At 62.2% G+C, this 18,712-nt stretch carries 17 protein-coding genes; 9 read left to right on the top strand and 8 right to left on the bottom strand.

All coding sequences use genetic code 11. The features are described from left to right. Positions 1-114 precede the first annotated feature (114 nt). Positions 115-2,211, bottom strand: a complete 2,097-nt coding sequence (locus tag HJB89_RS02440; RefSeq protein ID WP_221148841.1) for a bifunctional rhamnulose-1-phosphate aldolase/short-chain dehydrogenase — start codon at positions 2,209-2,211, stop codon at positions 115-117. Between the two features lie 197 nt (positions 2,212-2,408). Here HJB89_RS02440 and HJB89_RS02435 point away from each other — a divergent pair, with 197 nt between their 5' ends. From HJB89_RS02435 to HJB89_RS02395, 9 genes are all read left to right on the top strand, one after another. Further along, positions 2,409-3,221, top strand: coding sequence for a DeoR/GlpR family DNA-binding transcription regulator (locus tag HJB89_RS02435; RefSeq protein ID WP_207585610.1), 813 nt, complete (start codon positions 2,409-2,411; stop codon positions 3,219-3,221). Between the two features lie 46 nt (positions 3,222-3,267). Continuing rightward, positions 3,268-4,263, top strand: a complete 996-nt coding sequence (gene rhaS / locus HJB89_RS02430) for a rhamnose ABC transporter substrate-binding protein (RefSeq protein ID WP_007627590.1) — start codon at positions 3,268-3,270, stop codon at positions 4,261-4,263. A 74-nt stretch (positions 4,264-4,337) separates the two neighbouring features. After that, complete coding sequence (locus tag HJB89_RS02425; protein ID WP_221131890.1) at positions 4,338-5,873, top strand: sugar ABC transporter ATP-binding protein; 1,536 nt, start codon at positions 4,338-4,340, stop codon at positions 5,871-5,873. 25 nt (positions 5,874-5,898) lie between these two features. Then, on the top strand, positions 5,899-6,900 hold the full coding sequence (locus HJB89_RS02420) for an ABC transporter permease (RefSeq protein ID WP_221131889.1): 1,002 nt from the start codon (positions 5,899-5,901) through the stop codon (positions 6,898-6,900). Beyond that, positions 6,897-7,904: an ABC transporter permease gene (locus HJB89_RS02415; protein ID WP_221131888.1), complete on the top strand. Its 1,008-nt coding sequence runs from the start codon at positions 6,897-6,899 to the stop codon at positions 7,902-7,904. Before HJB89_RS02420 ends, HJB89_RS02415 begins: the two co-directional genes overlap by 4 nt. Continuing rightward, a complete protein-coding gene (gene rhaM, locus HJB89_RS02410) occupies positions 7,901-8,221 on the top strand; it encodes an L-rhamnose mutarotase (RefSeq protein ID WP_207585605.1) in 321 nt (106 codons plus the stop codon). Before HJB89_RS02415 ends, rhaM begins: the two co-directional genes overlap by 4 nt. Continuing rightward, the gene (locus tag HJB89_RS02405) at positions 8,218-9,597 is read left to right on the top strand and encodes an FGGY-family carbohydrate kinase (RefSeq protein ID WP_221148839.1); all 1,380 of its coding nucleotides are present in this window, start codon (positions 8,218-8,220) and stop codon (positions 9,595-9,597) included. Before rhaM ends, HJB89_RS02405 begins: the two co-directional genes overlap by 4 nt. Positions 9,598-9,686: 89 nt before the next feature. Next, positions 9,687-10,445: a fumarylacetoacetate hydrolase family protein gene (locus HJB89_RS02400; protein WP_221115681.1), complete on the top strand. Its 759-nt coding sequence runs from the start codon at positions 9,687-9,689 to the stop codon at positions 10,443-10,445. A 151-nt stretch (positions 10,446-10,596) separates the two neighbouring features. After that, positions 10,597-11,376 (top strand): ABC transporter ATP-binding protein, encoded by a 780-nt coding sequence (locus HJB89_RS02395; protein WP_221131885.1) that lies wholly within the window; start codon positions 10,597-10,599, stop codon positions 11,374-11,376. Between the two features lie 110 nt (positions 11,377-11,486). Here the strand turns inward: HJB89_RS02395 and mmsB are convergent, their stop codons facing one another. From mmsB to HJB89_RS02360, 7 genes are all read right to left on the bottom strand, one after another. Then, a complete protein-coding gene (gene mmsB, locus HJB89_RS02390) occupies positions 11,487-12,368 on the bottom strand; it encodes a 3-hydroxyisobutyrate dehydrogenase (protein WP_221148837.1) in 882 nt (293 codons plus the stop codon). Between the two features lie 9 nt (positions 12,369-12,377). Further along, complete coding sequence (locus HJB89_RS02385; RefSeq protein ID WP_221149016.1) at positions 12,378-13,973, bottom strand: GMC family oxidoreductase; 1,596 nt, start codon at positions 13,971-13,973, stop codon at positions 12,378-12,380. A 69-nt stretch (positions 13,974-14,042) separates the two neighbouring features. Further along, positions 14,043-15,032, bottom strand: coding sequence for a branched-chain amino acid ABC transporter permease (locus HJB89_RS02380; RefSeq protein ID WP_221148832.1), 990 nt, complete (start codon positions 15,030-15,032; stop codon positions 14,043-14,045). Between the two features lies 1 nt (position 15,033). After that, positions 15,034-15,921, bottom strand: coding sequence for a branched-chain amino acid ABC transporter permease (locus tag HJB89_RS02375; RefSeq protein WP_221131882.1), 888 nt, complete (start codon positions 15,919-15,921; stop codon positions 15,034-15,036). A gap of 4 nt (positions 15,922-15,925) precedes the next feature. Continuing rightward, positions 15,926-16,627, bottom strand: a complete 702-nt coding sequence (locus HJB89_RS02370; protein ID WP_207585598.1) for an ABC transporter ATP-binding protein — start codon at positions 16,625-16,627, stop codon at positions 15,926-15,928. After that, complete coding sequence (locus HJB89_RS02365) at positions 16,627-17,409, bottom strand: ABC transporter ATP-binding protein (RefSeq protein ID WP_221115676.1); 783 nt, start codon at positions 17,407-17,409, stop codon at positions 16,627-16,629. The genes HJB89_RS02370 and HJB89_RS02365 overlap by 1 nt, the downstream gene beginning before the upstream one ends. Before the next feature lie 5 nt (positions 17,410-17,414). Next, complete coding sequence (locus HJB89_RS02360; protein ID WP_221131880.1) at positions 17,415-18,620, bottom strand: ABC transporter substrate-binding protein; 1,206 nt, start codon at positions 18,618-18,620, stop codon at positions 17,415-17,417. Between the last annotated feature and the right edge of the window lie 92 nt (positions 18,621-18,712).

Here is an 18,712-nt window from a genome sequence, read left to right as displayed (position 1 = left end):
CGGCATGACGCCCATAGTTCTTCGCTTCCCGCTCAGAACACGCAACGCTTCGCTCAGCGTCCCCCTCATCTGCCTGCCGGCATCTTCTCCCCGCTGGGGAGAAGAGACCAAGCCTTACCGCGTAAAACTCTGTACGTTGCCGGCATCGACGTTGATAATGTTGCCGGTCGATTTCGCCGAAAGGTCCGAGGCCAGGAAGTAGATCGCCTCGGCGATATCCTCCGGAAACACGTTCAGTTTCAGCATCGAACGCTTGCGGTAATGTTCCTCGAGATCGTCAACCTCGATCTTGGAGGAGGCGGCGCGCTGTTCGCGCCATTCGCCGCTCCAGATCTTCGAACCACGCAGCACCGCATCCGGGTTGACGGTGTTGACGCGGATGCCGGCATCCGCACCCTCCAGCGCCAGGCAACGGGCGAGATGGATTTCGGCAGCCTTTGCGGCGCAATAGGCAGACGCATTCGGCGAGGCGGCAAGGCCGTTTTTCGAGGCGACGAAAACGATGTTGCCGCCGAGCGCCTGACGGCGGAACAGGCGGAAGGCTTCGCGCGAAACCAGGAAATAGCCGGTCGCGAGAATATCGATATTGCGGTTCCACGTCGCAAGCTCGGTGGCTTCGATCGGCGCAGACGAGGCAATGCCGGCATTCGAGACGAGAATATCGATGCCGCCGAATTCGACACAGGCTTCCGTGAAGGAGGCGATCACCGCATCTTCCTTGGTGACGTCGAGGCGAACGCTGCGCACCGCATCGGCGCCAAACTTCTTGACGAAATCGGCTTCGGTGCCCTCGAGCGCCGCCTGGTCGATATCGGCAAGCACGACGCAAGCGCCTTCGCCGACGAGACGTGCGGCCGTCGCCCGGCCGATGCCGCCGGCGCCACCGGTGACGAAGGCCACCCGGCCGGCAAGGCTCTTCGGCTTCGGCATGCGCTGCAGCTTGGCCTCTTCGAGCAGCCAGTATTCGATATCGAAGGCTTCCTGTTCCGGCAGGCCCTGATATTCCGAGACCGTCGAGGCACCGCGCATGACGTTGATGGCGTTGACGTAGAACTCGCTGGCAATGCGGGCCGTCGCCTTGTCGCGGGCAAAGGACAGCATGCCGACGCCGGGAACGAGGAAGATGACCGGATTGGCGTCGCGCATGGCGGGCGAATTGTCATGCTTGCAGTCGTTATAATAGCGGGCGTAGTCGGCGCGGTAATCCTCCAGCGCCTGGTCGAGGCCGGCCACGATCGCTTCGACATCCGGCTTTTCAGGGTCGAAATCGACGATCAGCGGGCGGATCTTGGTGCGAAGGAAATGGTCCGGGCAACTGGTGCCAAGCGCGCCGAGCGGGCGCAGGTCCCGGGAATTGACGAATTCCAGCACGGCGTCCTGATCGTCGAAATGTCCGAGCTTGCGCTCCTGCTTGCCGATGCGACCGCGGATTTCCGGCATCAGCCGGGCGGCGATGGCGCGGCGCTCGGAGACGGCCAGGGTCTGGGCGACGGCACCGCCGAAAATCGTCTTGCCCTCGGTCTTTTCGGCAAACCAGACGATAGCCTTGTTGATGATATCGAGGGTCAGCTCGTAGCAGGCCTTGGCATCATCAGCCCAGGTGAACAGGCCGTGGCTTTCGAGCACGACACCCTTGGAATTCGGGTTGGCGGCGACGAAAGCGCCAAGGTCGAGGCCGAGCTGGAAGCCCGGGCGACGCCATGGCAGCCAGCCGATCTCGTCACCGAAGATCTGCTGCGTCAATTCTCTGGAATTCTTCGAGGCGGCAATCGCGATGATCGCATCGGGATGCATGTGGTCGACATGGGTGAAAGGCACGAAACCGTGCAGCGGCGTGTCGATCGAGGCGGCGCGGCCATTCAGGTTGAAGGTGCAGTGCGGCAGGAAACCGACCATGCGGTCTTCGTCTTCGACACCCTTGTAGATGCCTTTCAGCGATTCCAGCTTGTCCTGGTAGAGGGTGGCGAAACCGTCGAGCTTGATCGTGCCGACGTCGCCGCCCGAGCCCTTGACCCAGAGAACCTTCGCCTTGCCGCCGGTCAGCGGGTCGGTTTCCATCACCTTCGCCGAGGTGTTGCCGCCGCCGTAATTGGTGATGCGCTTGTCGGCGCCGAGGAGGTTGGAGCGATAGAGCAGCTTGCCGGGCTCATCAAGGCCTGCCGCATAAGCATCATCCCACCGGTTATCCAGAAGCCGGACGTTCGCCGCCATATCATCCTCCCATATAGGCTCGTGAGGCGCCGCGATCAGCGGGCCCTTTCGCTCACGGTATCGCGCATCAAAAGTGCGCTTGTCAATCGAAAACGATCATAATCGATTATGCTGCATCGCAATATGAAAATTTATGATCGTTTGTGATTGACAGGCATTAACGGATGCGAAATAAATATGACCAGAGGAGGAGCCCCATGCATGAACGCGAACGCCACCGCATTATCTTAAGCGCCGTTCAGGAAAAGTCCGTCGTGACGATCCAGGACATTTCCGAGCTGACGGAAGCTTCTGAAGCGACAATCCGGCGCGACATTGCGGCTCTTCATGTGCAGGGCAAGATCCGCCGCGTCCGCGGTGGTGCGGAGGCTGTGCATCCGCCGCAGCTCGGCAATCTTGCCGGCCGGCCCTTCCGGGTGTCAGAATCAGTCAACATCGATAAAAAACGTGCAATTGCCCGCGCAGCCGTCGAACTCTGCGAAGCCGGCGACGCCATCATTATCAATGGCGGCACGACCACCTTCCAGATGGTGCATTACATGGCCGGCCATCGCTTGCAGGTCATGACCAATTCTTTCGCGATCGCCGAACATCTGGTGAAGCATTCCAAAAACACGGTGACGGTGCCGGGCGGCGCGATCTATCGCGAGCAAAGCCTGATCCTGTCGCCTTTCGACAATGACGCGATCCGCAATTTTTATGCGCGGCGCATGTTCATCGGCGCCCAAGGCGTCGGCCCGCTTGGCATCATGGAGGCGGATGCGCTCATCATTCAGAGTGAGCAGAAGCTGATGCACCAGGCCGACGAACTCGTCGTCATGGCCGATTCAAGCAAATTCAATCGCCGGTCGAGCCTCATTCTCTGCGCGCTCGACCGCGTTTCTGTGATCATCACTGATGACGCGATTTCGGACGAGGCAGCTCGCATGGTCGAGAATGCCGGCGTCCGGCTCGTTGTCGCCAGCCCGGTGGCCCAGGGTGTGAGGGAGGATTCCTCGTCGGTCGCATGAGGCGCCGCCGAGGTGTGGAAGTCTAATCTTTAAGGGAGGAAAGTACATGAAACTCGCAAAGACACTTGCGCTCAGTGTAGCGCTCGCCGTCGCCATGATGGCCGGCACTGCAAGCGCCAAGGACATCAAGATCGGCCTGGTCGTGAAGTCGCTCGGCAACGGCTTCTTCGACGCCGCCAACAAGGGCGCCCAAGAAGCCGCCAAGGAACTCGGCGGCGTTGAGGTCATCTACACCGGTCCGACGTCGACGACGGCCGAAGGCCAAATCGAAGTCATCAACTCGCTGATCGCCCAGGGAGTCGACGCCATCGCCGTCTCGGCCAACGATCCCGATGCGCTCGTTCCGGCGCTGAAGAAGGCTGCTCAGCGCGGCATCAAGGTCATTTCCTGGGATTCCGGCGTCGCGCCGGAAGGCCGTATCCTGCAGCTGAACCCGTCGTCCAACGAGCTGATCGGCAAGATGTGCCTGACGCTCGTCAAGGACCACCTCGACGGCGGCAAGGGTGACTTCGCCATCCTGTCGGCAACGACCACCTCGACCAACCAGAACATCTGGATCGACCAGATGAAGAAGCAGCTCAAGGATTTCCCGGGCCTCAACCTCGTCACTACGGTTTACGGCGACGACCTCTCGGACAAGTCCTATCGTGAAGCCGAAGGCCTGCTGAAGTCGAACCCGAACGTCAAGGTCATCGTCGCTCCGACGACGGTCGGCGTTCTCGCCGCCTCCAAGGTCGTCGAAGACAAGGGCCTTGTCGGCAAGGTCTACGTCACCGGTCTCGGCCTGCCGTCCGAAATGGCCGGCGCGATCAAGTCGGGCGCCACCAAGGAATTCGCCATTTGGAACCCGATCGACCTCGGCTATTCCGCAGCCCAGATCGCCTATCACCTCGTCAAGGGTGACGCCGACGGCAAGCCGGGCAGCGAAATCACCGCCGGCCGCATGGGCAAGATCAAGATCGGCGACAACGGCGAAGCCGCCATGGCTGATCCCTTCGTCTACAATGCCTCGAACATCGACCAGTTCTCCAAGGTCTTCTGATCCAGAGCAAACACAGAAAAACCCGGCGGCCTTCAAGCCGCCGGGATTTCCCATTCGACACTGGTAGAAATCTGATGAACGCCGCCTTTCAACAAACCGCCACGGACAGCAAAACCGGCGATGCGCCCGCCATTCTGGAAATGCGCGGCATCTCCCAGATCTTTCCGGGCGTGAAGGCGCTCGACAATGTCAGCATCGCGCTCCACCCCGGCACGGTGACGGCGCTGATCGGCGAAAACGGCGCCGGCAAATCGACGCTCGTCAAGATCCTGACCGGCATCTACCGGCCGAACGAAGGCGAGATTTTGGTCGACGGCCGGCCAGTGACCTTTGCCAGCGCCCAGGCGGCGATCGATGCCGGCGTCACCGCCATCCATCAGGAAACCGTGCTTTTCGACGAGCTGACGGTTGCTGAAAACATCTTCCTCGGCCACGCGCCGCGCACGCGCCTTCGCACCATCGACTGGCAGGCGATGAACAGCCGCTCGAAGGCGCTGCTCATCGCGCTCGAAAGCAATATCGACCCGACGATCCGGCTCAAAGACCTCTCCATTGCGCAGCGCCACCTGGTGGCGATCGCCCGCGCTCTGTCGATCGAGGCCCGCATCGTCATCATGGACGAGCCGACGGCCGCTCTTTCCCGCAAGGAGATCGACGATCTCTTCCGCATCGTCCGGAGCCTGAAGGAACAGGGCAAGGCGATCCTCTTCATCAGCCACAAATTCGACGAGGTTTACGAAATCGCCGATGATTTCGTCGTCTTCCGCGACGGCCGCGCCATCGGCCAGGGCCGGCTCAAGGAAACGCCGCAGGACGAGATCGTCCGGATGATGGTCGGCCGCGACGTCGAGAACGCCTTTCCGAAGATCGATGTCGCTATCGGCGGCCCGGTTCTGGAGATCCGCAACTACAGCCATCGCACTGAATTCCGCGACATTTCCTTCACCCTGCGCAAGGGCGAGATTCTCGGCATATACGGTCTGATCGGCGCCGGCCGCTCGGAACTGTCGCAATCGTTGTTCGGCATCACCAGGCCGCTCTCCGGCACGATGATGCTCGAAGGCCGCGAGGTCTCGATCCATTCGCCGCAGGACGCGATCCGGGCCGGCATCGTCTACGTGCCGGAGGAGCGCGGCCGCCACGGGTTGGCGCTGCCGATGCCGATCTTCCAGAACATGACGCTGCCCTCGCTCGCCCGCACCTCGCGCCGCGGCTTCCTGAGAGCGGCAGAAGAATTCGCGCTGGCGCGCAAATATGCCGAGCGGCTGGATCTGCGTGCCGCCGCCCTTTCCGTGCCGGTCGGCACGCTGTCGGGCGGCAATCAGCAGAAGGTGGTCATCGGCAAGTGGCTGGCGACGTCGCCGAAGGTCATTATCCTCGACGAACCGACCAAGGGCATCGACATCGGCTCGAAGGCCGCCGTGCACGGCTTTATCAGCGAACTCGCCGCCGAAGGCCTGTCGATCATCATGGTCTCGTCGGAACTGCCCGAGATCATCGGCATGTCGGACCGCGTTCTGGTGATGAAGGAAGGCCTGGCGGCCGGGATTTTCGAACGCGCCGAGCTGACGCCGGAAGCGCTGGTGCGCGCCGCCACCGGCAATGCATGAGGCCCACAATGCATAAGGCAAGAGCATGGCAAGACTGATCAGAAAACGCGAAACCCTGCTGTTCCTCATCATTGTGGTGATGATTGCGATCTTTTCGACGCGGGCTGCGGATTTCGCAACGCCGGACAATCTCGCCGGCATTTTCAACGATACCTCGATCCTGATCATCCTGGCGCTGGCGCAGATGACGGTCATCCTGACGAAGTCGATCGACCTGTCGGTTGCCGCTAACCTCGCCTTCACCGGCATGGCGATCGCGATGATGAATGCCGCCTATCCCGATCTGCCGCTCGTCGTACTGATCCTTGCGGCGATCGTCATCGGCGCCTGTCTCGGCGCCATCAACGGCTTTCTCGTCTGGGCGCTGGAAATCCCGCCGATCGTCGTCACACTCGGCACGCTGACCATCTATCGCGGCATGGCCTTCGTGCTCTCGGGCGGGGCGTGGGTCAATGCCCACCAGATGACGCCGGTCTTCCTGTCGGTGCCGCGCACGCCGATCCTCGGCCTGCCCGTCCTCGGCTGGGTCGGCATCATCATCGTACTGTTGATGTATGTGCTGCTCAGATATACCCAGTTCGGCCGCTCGGCCTATGCAACCGGCGGCAATCCGACCGCGGCCGTCTATGCCGGCATCGATACCGGCTGGACCAAATTCCTCGCCTTCGTCCTGTCAGGCGCGCTCGCCGGGCTTTCAAGCTATCTCTGGGTGTCGCGCTATGCCGTCGCCTATGTCGATATCGCAAGCGGTTTTGAGCTCGACAGCGTAGCGGCCTGCGTCATCGGCGGCATCTCGATTGCCGGCGGCGTCGGCTCGGTCGCCGGCACCGTGCTCGGCGCACTCTTCCTCGGCGTCATCAAGAACGCGCTGCCGGTCATCGGCATTTCACCCTTCACCCAGATGGCGATCTCCGGAACCGTCATCATTCTCGCCGTCGCCTTCAACGCCAGGCGCGAGCGCAACCGCGGCCGCATCATCCTGCGCGACCGCGCCGCAGCCGAGATCAGAACGGAGGCCGCAGCATGAGCACCGTGCCCACACGCGAAAAGCGGGTCATCCCCGATCGTCTCGGCACGCCCTTCCGCCGCATCGCCGCCAGCTGGGAAGTGCTGCTCTTTGCCGTCGCGATCCTGATCTTCATCTTCAATTCCCTGGCTTCGCCCTATTTCCTCGACGCCTGGAACCTTTCGGACGCCACCTTCAACTTCACAGAAAAGGCAATGATCGCCTTTGCCATGGCGCTGCTCGTCATATCGGGCGAGATCGACCTCTCGGTCGCCGCGATTATCGCGCTCGCCTCGACGGCGATGGGGGCGGCAGCGCAAGCCGGCATCGGCACACCGGGCCTGGTTCTGATCGGCATCGGCACCGGCCTTGCCTGCGGCACCTTTAACGGCGTGCTGGTCTCGGTACTGAAACTGCCGTCGATCGTCGTCACCATCGGCACGATGAGCCTTTTCCGCGGCATTTCCTATATCGTGCTTGGCGACCAAGCCTATGGCAAATACCCCGCCGACTTCGCCTATTTCGGCCAGGGCTACGTCGTCTGGGTATTCTCCTTCGAATTCGTGCTGTTCTTCGTGCTGGCGATCCTGTTCGCCATCCTGCTGCACGCGACGAATTTCGGCCGGCAGGTCTATGCGATCGGCAACAATGATTTCGCTGCCCGCTTCTCCGGCATCCCGGTCGAGCGCGTCAAATTCATCCTTTTCCTGCTAACCGGCGTCATGAGCGGTGTCGCCTCCATCTGCCTCACCTCACGCCTCGGCTCGACCCGGCCGTCGATCGCCCAAGGCTGGGAGCTCGAAGTCGTCACCATGGTCGTGCTCGGCGGCATCTCGATCCTCGGCGGCTCCGGCACGATCGGCGGCGTCGTCATCGCCGCCTTCGTCATGGGCCTCGTCACCTTCGGCCTTGGCCTGTTGAACGTGCCCGGCATCGTCATGTCGATCTTCATCGGCCTGCTTTTGATCATTACCATCGCCATCCCGATCATCGCCCGCCGCGTCAAGCTCATGAGCTCCCGATGACCAGAGAAAAACACGCCTTCAAGATGCAGCTCAATCCCGGCATGGAAGCCGAATACCGTAAGCGACATGACGAAATCTGGCCGGAATTGGTCGATCTCCTGCATAGGTCGGGCGCCAGCGACTATTCCATCCATCTTGACCGCGAGACCAACACGCTGTTTGGCGTGTTGACGCGGCCCGCCGATCACACCATGGCAAGCCTGCCGGAGCATCCGGTCATGAAGAAATGGTGGGCGCACATGGCCGATATCATGGCGACCAACCCGGACAATTCGCCGGTGCAAAGCGACCTCGTCACGCTCTTCCATATGCCATGAACGCCAACTCCTATCGCCGCATCGCCGTACTCGACATCGGCAAGACCAATGCCAAGGTCGTCGTGCTCGACAGCGAAACCGGCGCCGAGATCGCCGTCCTGAAGCGCCCGAACATCGCGATCAAAACCGGTCCCTACCCGCATTACGACATTGAGGCGCTTTGGTCCTTTGCGCTCGATGCGCTGAAGAGGCTTGCGGGGGAAACGGGTTTCGATGCCATCTCGGTCACCACCCATGGCGCCGCCGCCGCGCTGCTTGGCGGGGACGGCACGCTCGCCATGCCTGTGATCGACTACGAACACGAATATCCGCAGGAAATTCGTGATGCCTATACGGCCTTGCGTCCCGCCTTCGACGAAACCTTCTCCCCACGCCTCGCGATGGGCCTCAATATCGGCGCGCAGCTGCACCATCAGAAGACCGCCTTTCCCGAGGAATTCGCCAGGGTGGCCACCATCCTCACCTATGCGCAATATTGGACGGCGCGGCTGACCGGTATCGCCGCCAATGAGCTGACCTCGCTCGGCTGCCATACCGACCTCTGGAACCCGAAGGCCGGCGACTATTCCTCGCTGGTCGACAGGCTCGGCATTCGCGCGCTGATGGCGCCGATCCGCTCCGCCTTCGATGCGCTCGGCCCGGTCCTGCCCGAGATCGCCACCGAGCTCGGCCTTGCAGCACCCGTGCCGGTCTATTGCGGCATTCACGATTCCAATGCCTCGCTGCTGCCGCATCTGGTCCATCGGGAAGCACCCTTCGCCGTCGTCTCCACAGGCACCTGGGTCATCAATTTCGGCGTCGGCGGCGACCTCGATCATCTCGATCAAAAACGCGACGCGCTCGCCAATGTCGATGCCTATGGCCGGGCCGTTCCCTCCTCGCGTTTCATGGGCGGGCGGGAATTCGAAATCCTTTCGGCCGAGATCGGTCCTGTCGACGAAAAGGCGGCCCAGGCGGCGATCGGCCCTGTCATCGGTAAAGGCATGATGCTGTTGCCCAATATCGGCCCCGGTTCCGGGCCGTTTCCGGGAAAGGTGAGCCGCTGGATCGGCGCCGAGCAGGCAAGCCGCGAGGAGCGTTATGCCACGGCCTGCCTCTATCTCGCTTTGATGACCGATGCCTGCCTCGGGCTGATTGGCGCCAAAGGCCCCGTCATCGTCGAAGGGCCTTTTGCCCTGAACGAGACCTATCTCAAGCTGCTTGCCGCCCTTACCGGCCGCGAGGTCATGGCCGTTCCTGGTACAACCGGCACCAGCCAGGGCGCGGCCCTCCTCACCGGCATCCGGCCGTTATCGGGTGCCGAGACGCATGTTCCGCCGACCGAGATCCCAGGGCTCTCGGCGTATCGCGATCACTGGTACGCGGCGATGGAATAAGAGTCTTTCCAAATACGGCCCAAGAACGGTCTTGCTCGCCCCTGCCTTGCGGTTAGTGTGCCCCTCGAAAACCAAGTCGAGGAGACAGCATGACAGAGACATTCGATCCGCGCGGGCTCGCAGTCAGGTTTCACAGCCTGCGCCAAGCCGGCAGGCAGGAGGAAACCGGCAGTTTCACCCTGCCGGCCGATCTGCATCAGGCGATGGAAGCGCAGAATTTCCTTGCCGCCGCAGATGGCATCTCCAGCAATGCTTGGAAAGTGACGGTCTCGCCGCAGGGCCAGGCGGTTACTGCTCCCCTGCATCCCTATGCCGAGGCTGCCGCCGGCGCCAGCATCCCCTGGTATCCGGGCCTGAAATTCGAGACCGAGATCGCCGTCCGTCTCGGCAAGGACCTGCCGATCCGCCCGGGTGCTCCCTACAGCCGCGCCGACGTGGTCGAAGCGATCTCCGCTGCCTATCTCGGCGCCGAACTGCTGGTCAGCGCCCTCAGGGAAAGCGGCGGCGTTTCCTTCCTGCTGTTCGTCGCCGACCGGCTCGGCAATAGCGGTTATGTGCTCGGCCCGAAGCTCGAAAAAAGCTTTGTCGACAAAGCCGGTGGCACGCCGCTCAAGGTCACCCATGCCGGCCGCACGATCTATGATGGCCCGGCGCAGCATCCGAAGGGCGACGTTCTCACCTGGCTCGTCGATTACGCCAATGATGGCTTGCGCCCAGAGACATCGCTGAAGGCAGGCGCGCTGATCACGACCGGCACGTTGAGCGGCGCGGTCGAACTGACCGAACCCGGCGAGATCGATATCCTGTTCGGCGACAGCAGGCTAAGTTTCTCGGTGTCGAAGTGTTGATTTGAAGCCCACGGGAGGATGTCACCGCATCCGGTCGGCGCGCGGAACCGTGTCGGACAGAAAGCATAAGTTGACAATTCAGGTTAAGTTTTGCAGGGAAAGGGAGGGCTTGCCCTCTCGAACCCGTGCGACACCGAACCCGGAGCAGACCATGCCTTCGCCTTTCCTTGACCTGTCGGGAGTCGATTATGCCATCGGGCCGAAATCCATCTTGCATGGCATCGACCTGACGCTCGAGCAGGGCCGCATCTACGGTCTGGTGGGGCCGAACGGTTCCGGCAAGAGCACGCTTTTGAAGATCATCGCCCGCCAGGTCGCGCCGAAATCCGGCGCCATCGCCTTCAACGGCAAACGGGCGGGCGATTGGGGCGCCCGGGAATTTGCCCGGCACGTCGCCTACATGCCGCAATTCACGCCGGCGACCGACGGCATGACCGTGCGGGAACTCGTGGCGCTCGGCCGTTTTCCCTGGCACGGCACGCTTGGCCGCTTCACCGCGACGGATCGCAACATGGTCGAGGAGGCAATTGCCCGCACCGAGCTTGACGATTTTGCCGATCGTCTCGTCGCCAACATGTCCGGCGGCGAGCGCCAGCGTGCCTGGATCGCCATGATGCTCGCCCAGGACGCCCGCTGCCTGTTACTCGACGAGCCGACCTCGGCGCTCGACCTTGCCCATCAGGCAAGCGTCCTCTCGCTGGTGCAGGAACTCAGCCATGAACGCGGGCTGACCGTCATCATCGTGTTGCACGACATCAACCTTGCCGCACGCTACTGCGACGCGATCATCGCGCTCAATCGCGGCCGGATCACCGCCGAGGGCACGCCCATGGAGATCATGCAGGCCGAGACGCTGCAGTCGATTTTCGGCGTCGGTATGGGTGTCTTTCCCCATCCGGTTCGAAACGAGCCGGTCAGCTATCTCTTATAAAGCAATTCCAGGAAAAGTGCGAAGCGGTTTTCCGTCCGGAATTGCGTTAAAACAAAAGGTTAGAGTGGTTCTGCGCTTCCATCAAAAGCTGAACCGCTCTAGCTGGTCGCTTACACCTTCTCGCGGAACATCTCGATGATGGCGGAAAAATCCCTGCCGCCATTGCCCTGCTTTTCGAAGAGCGCAAAAAGCTGGGCCGCTTCGGCACCCATCGGCGTTGAGGCACCGCTCGCCAGCGCCGCCTCCTGCGAGAGTCTCAGATCCTTCAGCATCAGCGCCGCGGCAAAACCCGGTTTGTAGTCGTTGTTGGCCGGCGACGTCAGCACCGGCCCGGGCACCGGGCAATAGGTATTGATCGACCAGCACTGGCCGGATGAGGTCGAGGCGACGTCGAACAGCGCCTGGTGCGAGAGGCCGAGTTTTTCGGCGAGCACGAAGGCCTCGCAGACGCCGACCATCGAGATGCCGAGGATCATGTTGTTGCAGATCTTTGCCGCCTGGCCGGCACCGGCCTCGCCGCAATGGACGATCTTCTTGCCCATCGCCTCGAGAATGGGTTTTGCTCTGGCGAAGGCCTCGTCCGAGCCGCCCGCCATGAAGGTCAGTGTGCCGGCGCTCGCCCCGCCGGTGCCGCCGGAGACGGGCGCGTCGAGCGAAAGGCAGCTTGCGGCCTTGGCCATCTCATGCGCCTTGCGGCTGCTCTCGACATCGATCGTCGAGCAATCGATGACCAGTGTGCCCTGCGCCGCGGTCTGCAGGATATCCGTCCAGGCCGTCAGCACGTGCCTGCCCTGCGGCAGCATTGTGATGACGATCTCGGCGTCCTTGACCGCCTGGCTGGCATGGCTTGCCGGCTTGACGCCGCTGTCCTCGGCCGCCTTCAGCACGGAGGCCGCGAGATCGAAACCGAGGACCTCGTGGCCTGCTTTGACCAGATTGGCCGCCATCGGCCCACCCATATTGCCAAGCCCGATGAATGCGATCTTTGCCATGGTCTTCTCCTATCGATTGTCTTCGAGGATCATCGCTGCCGCCTTTTCGGCGATCATGATCGTCGGCGAATTGGTGTTGCCCGAGGTGATCGACGGCATTACCGAGGCGTCGGCGATCCTGAGCTTGCCAAGCGCCCGGAAGCGCAGCCGGGGATCGACGACGCTGTCCCTGTCGGCGCCCATGCGGCAGGTACCGACGGGATGGAAGATCGTCGTGCCGATTTCGCCCGCCGCCTGCTCCAGATCGGCTTCCGTCTGATAGCTAGGCCCCGGCTTGAACTCCTCCGGCCTGAATCGGGCGAACGACGGCTGCGCGACGATCTTGCGCGTCAACCGTATCGAACGGACAGCTATGTCACGATCGCGCTGTGTCGAGAGGTATTTCGGGCTGATCGTCGGCTGGGCGGCGAAATCCGGGCTCGACAGGTGCACCGATCCGCGGCTTTCGGGCCTCAGATTGCAGACGCTCGCGGTGATTGCCGGGAAAGGATGGACGGGATCGCCGAACTTCTCCAGCGATACCGGCTGCACGTGATATTGCAGATCGGGCGTTTCCCGGTCCGGACCCGATCGGGTGAAGATACCGAGCTGGCTCGGCGCCATCGCCATCGGCCCGGAGCGGCGGACGAGGTATTCGAGCCCGATCGCCGCCTTGCCGATCAGCTTTGTCGCCTTTTCGTTCAGCGTCGGAACGCCCGTCACCTTGTAGGCCAGACGCAGCTGCAGATGGTCCTGCAGGTTCTCGCCGACACCCTTCACCTCAGTGACGACATCGACGCCCGCCTGCCGGAGAACCTCACCCTTGCCGATGCCGGACAATTCCAGGATATGCGGCGAGCCGATCGACCCGGCTGACAAAATGGTCTCCTTTGCCGCATAAGCACGTTGCGGCTCGCCGCGATGCTGGAATTCGACGCCGGCAACGACGCCCTCCTCGACCAGCAGCCGCCGAACCTGCGCCTTGGTCAGCACGGTCAGGTTAGAACGTCGCATCGCCGGGCGCAGGAAGGCCTTCGAGGTGTTCCAGCGAATGCCGGAACGCTGGTTGACGTCGAAATAGCCGGAACCTTCGTTGCTGCCGCGGTTGAAATCTGCGGTCTCCGGAATGCCTGCCTCCTTCGCCGCCTGCTGGAAAGCGTCGAGCACGGCCCAGCGCACCCGCGCCTTCTCGATCCGCCATTCGCCGCCAGCGCCGTGCATCTCGTCTTCGCCGCGATAAAAATCCTCGGACTTGCGGAAGAAGGGCAGGACATCGTCCCAACCCCAACCGCTGCAGCCCATCTGCCGCCAGAGATCGTAATCACGCGCCTGGCCGCGCATATAGATCATGCCGTTGATCGAAGAGGAGCCGCCGAGCACCTTGCCGCGCGGATAGCTCAGCGCCCGGCCGTTCAACCCGGCTTCAGGCGCCGTGGTGAAACACCAGTCGGTACGCGGATTGTTGATGCAATAGAGATAACCGACAGGAATGTGGATCCAGTGGTAATTGTCGCTGCCGCCGGCTTCGAGCAGCAGCACCCGGCTCCTGCCATCGGCTGACAGCCGGTTGGCGAGCACACAGCCGGCGCTGCCTGCCCCGATGATAATATAGTCGTAATGATCCATGTGCCCCACACGAAACCTCAGATGCCTGCCGCTTCCCTCTCCCCGCGGGACGGGAAGAGGTTCGCCCGCTCAGCGGCGATAGACGAATCCCAGTTTGCGCCCCAGCCGCGAGGCGTAGAATTCGCCGATAATGCCGCGACGAAAGATCAGCACGCAGACCATGAAGACGATGCCGGTGATGATCGTCACCGGAAATTCCGAGGTAGCGAGGTAGTTTTCCAACGCCACCACCAGCCCGGCGCCGAAGAGCGGGCCGACCAGCGTGCCGATGCCGCCAAGCAGCGTCATCAGGATTACTTCGCCCGACATCTGCCAGGCGACGTCGGTGAGCGTCGCAAACTGGAAGACGATCGATTTTACCGCGCCCGCAAGCCCGGCAAGGGCTGCCGACATGACGAAGGCGCCGAGCTTGTAACGCGCGACGGAATAGCCGAGCGAGACAGCCCGATTCTCGTTCTCGCGGATTGATTTCAGGATCATGCCGAAGGGCGAGTTGATGAAACGCCAGATGATCAGCACGCCGATGATGAAAACGGCCAGCACGAAATAATACATGTTGGTCGAGCTGTTCAGATCGATGAAGCCGAACAGATGGCCGCGCGCCACCGACTGGATGCCGTCCTCGCCCTCTGTGAATTTCGCCTGCAGGCAGAAGAAGAAGAACATCTGCGACAGCGCCAGCGTGATCATCGCGAAATAGATGCCCTGGCGGCGGATGGCGAAGAAGCCCATCACCAACCCGAGAAAGGCAGCCCCCGCCACGCCGATCAGGATGCCGAGCTCCGGCGGCAGGCCCCATTCCTTCACTGTATAGGCGGTGAAATAGGCGGCCCCGCCGAAGAAGGTGGCATGGCCGAACGACAGCAGCCCGGTATAACCGAGCAGCAGGTTGAAGGCGCAGGCAAACAGCGCGAAGCACAGCAGCTTCATCAGGAAGATCGGATAGAAGAAGAATGGCGCGAGCAGCAGGAGCAAAAGCCCAATGGCGAGGAAGCCCGCCTGCACCGAAAGGGCGGTTCGGCTTTTTTCCGTTTGAATGGTGTCGGTGATGTCGGTCATGTCAGGCATCCCGGCCGAAGAGGCCCGCGGGCCTGATGAGAAGCACGATCGCCATGATGACGAAGATGACGATGTTGGAAGCCTCGGGATAAAAGACCTTGGTCAGGCCCTCGGCGATGCCGAGCACATAACCGGTGATGATCGCGCCCATGATCGATCCCATGCCGCCGACGACGACCACGGCGAAGACGACGATGATCATGTTCGAGCCCATCAGCGGCGAGACCTGGTAGATCGGCGCGGCCAGCACCCCGGCAAAGGCGGCCAGGCCGGCACCGAGCGCGTAGGTGAGCGTCAGCAGCACCGGCACGTTGACCCCGAAGACCTGCACCAGTGTCGCGTTTTCGGTGGCGGCGCGGAGATAGGCGCCGAGCTTGGTCTTCTCGATCAGCAGCCATGTGCCGAGGCAGACGACCAGCGAGACGACCACCACCCAGCCGCGATAGATCGGCAGGAACATGAAGCCGAGATTGGCGCCGCCGGCTAGCGCTGCCGGCGTCGCATAAGGCTGGCCGGAGGAGCCGTAAAGATAACGGAAGGTGCCTTCGACCGCGAGCGCCAGCCCGAAGGTGAAGAGCAGGCCGTAGAGCGGATCGAGATCATAGAGCCGGCGCAGGAACAGCCGCTCGATGATGGCGCCGGCAAGGCCGACAATGAGTGGCGCCAGGATCAGCGACGGCCAGTAGCCGATACCGGCATAGGTCAACAGCAGATAGGCGACGAAGGCGCCGAGCATATATTGCGCGCCATGGGCGAAGTTGATCACCCTGAGCAAGCCGAAGATGATGGCAAGGCCGAGGCTGAGCAGCGCATAGAACGAGCCGTTGATCAGGCCGATCAACAGCTGGCCGAGCAACGCCTGCAGGGGAATGCCGAAGATCATCGTCATCTGGTCATACTCCCAGAACCTTGTGCAGCGTATCCATGCGCTGCGGCAGTTCGCCGACCGGGAATTCCGACACCATCTGCCCATGATCCATCAGATAGAAGCGATCGGCAATACGGCTGGCGAAACGGAAGTTCTGCTCGACCAGCAGGATCGTCATGCCGCGTCCTTTCAGGGTCTGCAGCACCTCGCCGATACGCTGGACGATGACGGGGGCAAGTCCCTCCGTCGGTTCGTCGAGAATAAGCAACCTGACGCCGGTGCGCAGGATCCGGGCGATCGCCAGCATCTGCTGTTCGCCGCCGGAAAGTTTAGTGCCGGGGCTGCTGCGGCGTTCGTAGAGATTGGGGAAGAGTTCGTAGATCTCGTCAAGCGTCATGCCGCCCTTCGCCACGACCGGCGGCAGCAGCAAGTTTTCCGAGACCGTCAGCGTCGAGAAGATGCCGCGCTCCTCCGGCACGAAGCCGATGCCGCGGTGGGCCGTCCTGTGCAGCGGCACCTGCATCATGTCGCTGCCGGCAAAGCTGATCCTGCCCTTGCGGGACCGCACGATGCCGGTGATGGTGCGCAATGTCGTCGTCTTGCCGACGCCGTTGCGGCCGAGAATGGTGATCGTCTCGCCTTCGGCCACTCGCATGTCGACACCGTGCAGGACGTGGCTTTCGCCGTACCAGGCGTTCAGTCCCTGGACTTCGAGGAGAGCGACCATCAATGCTCCTCCGTGCCCATATAGGCGACGCGCACGCGCTCGTCCTGGCTGACTGTGGCGTAGTCGCCCTCGGCGAGGATTTCGCCGCGCTGCAGCACGGTGACATGCTGGCAGATATTGGCGACGACGGAGAGATTGTGCTCGACCATCAGCACCGCCCGGTCGCGGGCGACGTCGCGGATGATGGATGAGACGACGGCGACATCCTCTAGCCCCATGCCGGCCATCGGTTCGTCGAGCAACAGCACCTTGGGATCGAGCGCCAGCGTGGTGGCGATCTCCAACACGCGCTTGCGGCCATAGGAGAGATCGGCGGCGATCTGATCGCGCTCCTTGGAAAGCCCGACGCTGGCAAGCAGTTGCTCGGCGCGCGCGTTCAGCCGGTCGAGCGCCGAGAGCGGCCGCCAGAACTGGGTGGAAAGATTGTTCGGCCGCTGCAGCGCCACCCGCACATTGTCGAGAACGCTTAAGTGCGGGAAGACCGCCGAGATCTGGAAGGACCGCACCAACCCCATGCGCGCCACCTTGTCGGGCGGCGTCTTGGTGATATCGGTGCCCATCAGGGTGATCGTGCCCGATGTCGGCTGCAGGAACTTGGTCAGCAGGTTGAAGACCGTCGTCTTGCCGGCGCCGTTTGGGCCGATCAGCGCATGCACGCTCGCATCATGCACGTCGAGATCGACGTTCTTGACGGCCGTGAAGCCACCGAAATCGCGGCGCAGGCCGCGGGCGGACAATACCACCCGCGGCTTTTCCTGCGTTTCAATTGCGGAAACCGCCATTGCGCTCACTTCACCAGATCGCAACCGCTCTTGGCGGGATCGATATAGGCTTCCTTGCCGGGAATGGTGGCAAGTACGTTGAAGTAATCCCACGGCTCCTTGCTTTCGGAAGGCTTCTTGACCTGCAGCAGGTACATGTCGTGGATCATCCGGCCATTGGCGCCGACCGTGCCACCACGGCCGAAGACGTCATCAACAGGCATTTCATGCAGCTGCTTGGCGACGGCTTCCGTTTCGTCGGTGCCGGCCTTCTGCACCGCCTTCAGATATTGCGTCACTGCCGAATAGGTGCCGGTGTGGATCATGTTCGGCATCTTGCCGGTGCGGGCGAAGAACTTCTTGGCGAAGGCGCGGCTTTCGTCATCGCGGTTCCAGTAAAAACCTTCCGTCAGCGTCAGCCCCTGTGCCGCCTCGAGGCCAAGACCATGTACTTCGGCGAGCGTGAAGAGCAGCGCCGCCAGATGCTGGCCGCCCTGGGTGATGCCGAATTCGGCCGCCTGCTTGATGGCATTCGAGGTGTCGAGGCCGGCATTGGCGAGACCGATCACCTTGGCGCCGGATGATTGCGCCTGCAGCAGGAAGGACGAGAAATCCTGGGTCGACAGCGGATGGCGGACGGCGCCGACGACCTTGCCGCCGCTCGCCTTGACGTAATCGCTGGTCTGCTGTTCCAGCGAATAACCGAAGGCATAGTCGGCAGTCAGGAAGAACCAGCTGTCGCCGCCCTGCTTGACGAGGGCGCCGCCGGTGCCGACGGCAAGCGCATGCGTGTCGTAGGCCCAATGGAACCCGTAAGGCGAGCAGGCCTTGCCGGTGAGATCGGTCGTCGCCGCACCGGTGACGATGTCGATCTTCTTCTTCTCCTTGGCGATAGCCTGCACGGCGAGCGCCACCGACGAGGTCGTCAATTCCATGATCGCATCCACCTGCTCGGTGTCGTACCATTGGCGGGCGATGTTGGAGGCAATATCCGGTTTGTTCTGGTGGTCTGCATCGACAATCTCGATCGGCACATCAAGCACCTTGCCGCCGAAATCCTCGACCGCCATCTTGGCAGCCTCGACCGAAGACTTGCCGCCGAAATCGGCATAGACACCCGACTGGTCGTTCAGGATGCCGATCTTGACCTTGCCGTCGGTCGCGCTCTGCGCGAGCACCGCAGTGCTGCTTGCAAGCAGAAATGCAACTGATGCAATGAGATTCTTACGCATATTCTCTCCTCCCAGAGATTGGCCAGATTGCGGATCTGTTCAGATTTGGCCAGCCGCACTCCTCGGAGCGGCCGACCCTTAGCCTACGATCA

Origin of the sequence: Rhizobium sp. NZLR8 (genome assembly GCF_019685025.1) — a bacterium.
Classification (GTDB): Bacteria; Pseudomonadota; Alphaproteobacteria; order Rhizobiales; family Rhizobiaceae; genus Rhizobium.
This window is presented reverse-complemented; position numbering and strand designations above follow the sequence as displayed.

Coding starts and splice junctions, on each gene's coding strand:
- HJB89_RS02440 (WP_221148841.1), bottom strand. CDS start 2,211: ATGGCGGCGAACGTCCGGCTTCTGGATAACCGGTGGGATGATGCTTAT.
- HJB89_RS02435 (WP_207585610.1), top strand. CDS start 2,409: ATGCATGAACGCGAACGCCACCGCATTATCTTAAGCGCCGTTCAGGAA.
- rhaS (WP_007627590.1), top strand. CDS start 3,268: ATGAAACTCGCAAAGACACTTGCGCTCAGTGTAGCGCTCGCCGTCGCC.
- HJB89_RS02425 (WP_221131890.1), top strand. CDS start 4,338: ATGAACGCCGCCTTTCAACAAACCGCCACGGACAGCAAAACCGGCGAT.
- HJB89_RS02420 (WP_221131889.1), top strand. CDS start 5,899: ATGGCAAGACTGATCAGAAAACGCGAAACCCTGCTGTTCCTCATCATT.
- HJB89_RS02415 (WP_221131888.1), top strand. CDS start 6,897: ATGAGCACCGTGCCCACACGCGAAAAGCGGGTCATCCCCGATCGTCTC.
- rhaM (WP_207585605.1), top strand. CDS start 7,901: ATGACCAGAGAAAAACACGCCTTCAAGATGCAGCTCAATCCCGGCATG.
- HJB89_RS02405 (WP_221148839.1), top strand. CDS start 8,218: ATGAACGCCAACTCCTATCGCCGCATCGCCGTACTCGACATCGGCAAG.
- HJB89_RS02400 (WP_221115681.1), top strand. CDS start 9,687: ATGACAGAGACATTCGATCCGCGCGGGCTCGCAGTCAGGTTTCACAGC.
- HJB89_RS02395 (WP_221131885.1), top strand. CDS start 10,597: ATGCCTTCGCCTTTCCTTGACCTGTCGGGAGTCGATTATGCCATCGGG.
- mmsB (WP_221148837.1), bottom strand. CDS start 12,368: ATGGCAAAGATCGCATTCATCGGGCTTGGCAATATGGGTGGGCCGATG.
- HJB89_RS02385 (WP_221149016.1), bottom strand. CDS start 13,973: ATGGATCATTACGACTATATTATCATCGGGGCAGGCAGCGCCGGCTGT.
- HJB89_RS02380 (WP_221148832.1), bottom strand. CDS start 15,032: ATGACCGACATCACCGACACCATTCAAACGGAAAAAAGCCGAACCGCC.
- HJB89_RS02375 (WP_221131882.1), bottom strand. CDS start 15,921: ATGACGATGATCTTCGGCATTCCCCTGCAGGCGTTGCTCGGCCAGCTG.
- HJB89_RS02370 (WP_207585598.1), bottom strand. CDS start 16,627: ATGGTCGCTCTCCTCGAAGTCCAGGGACTGAACGCCTGGTACGGCGAA.
- HJB89_RS02365 (WP_221115676.1), bottom strand. CDS start 17,409: ATGGCGGTTTCCGCAATTGAAACGCAGGAAAAGCCGCGGGTGGTATTG.
- HJB89_RS02360 (WP_221131880.1), bottom strand. CDS start 18,620: ATGCGTAAGAATCTCATTGCATCAGTTGCATTTCTGCTTGCAAGCAGC.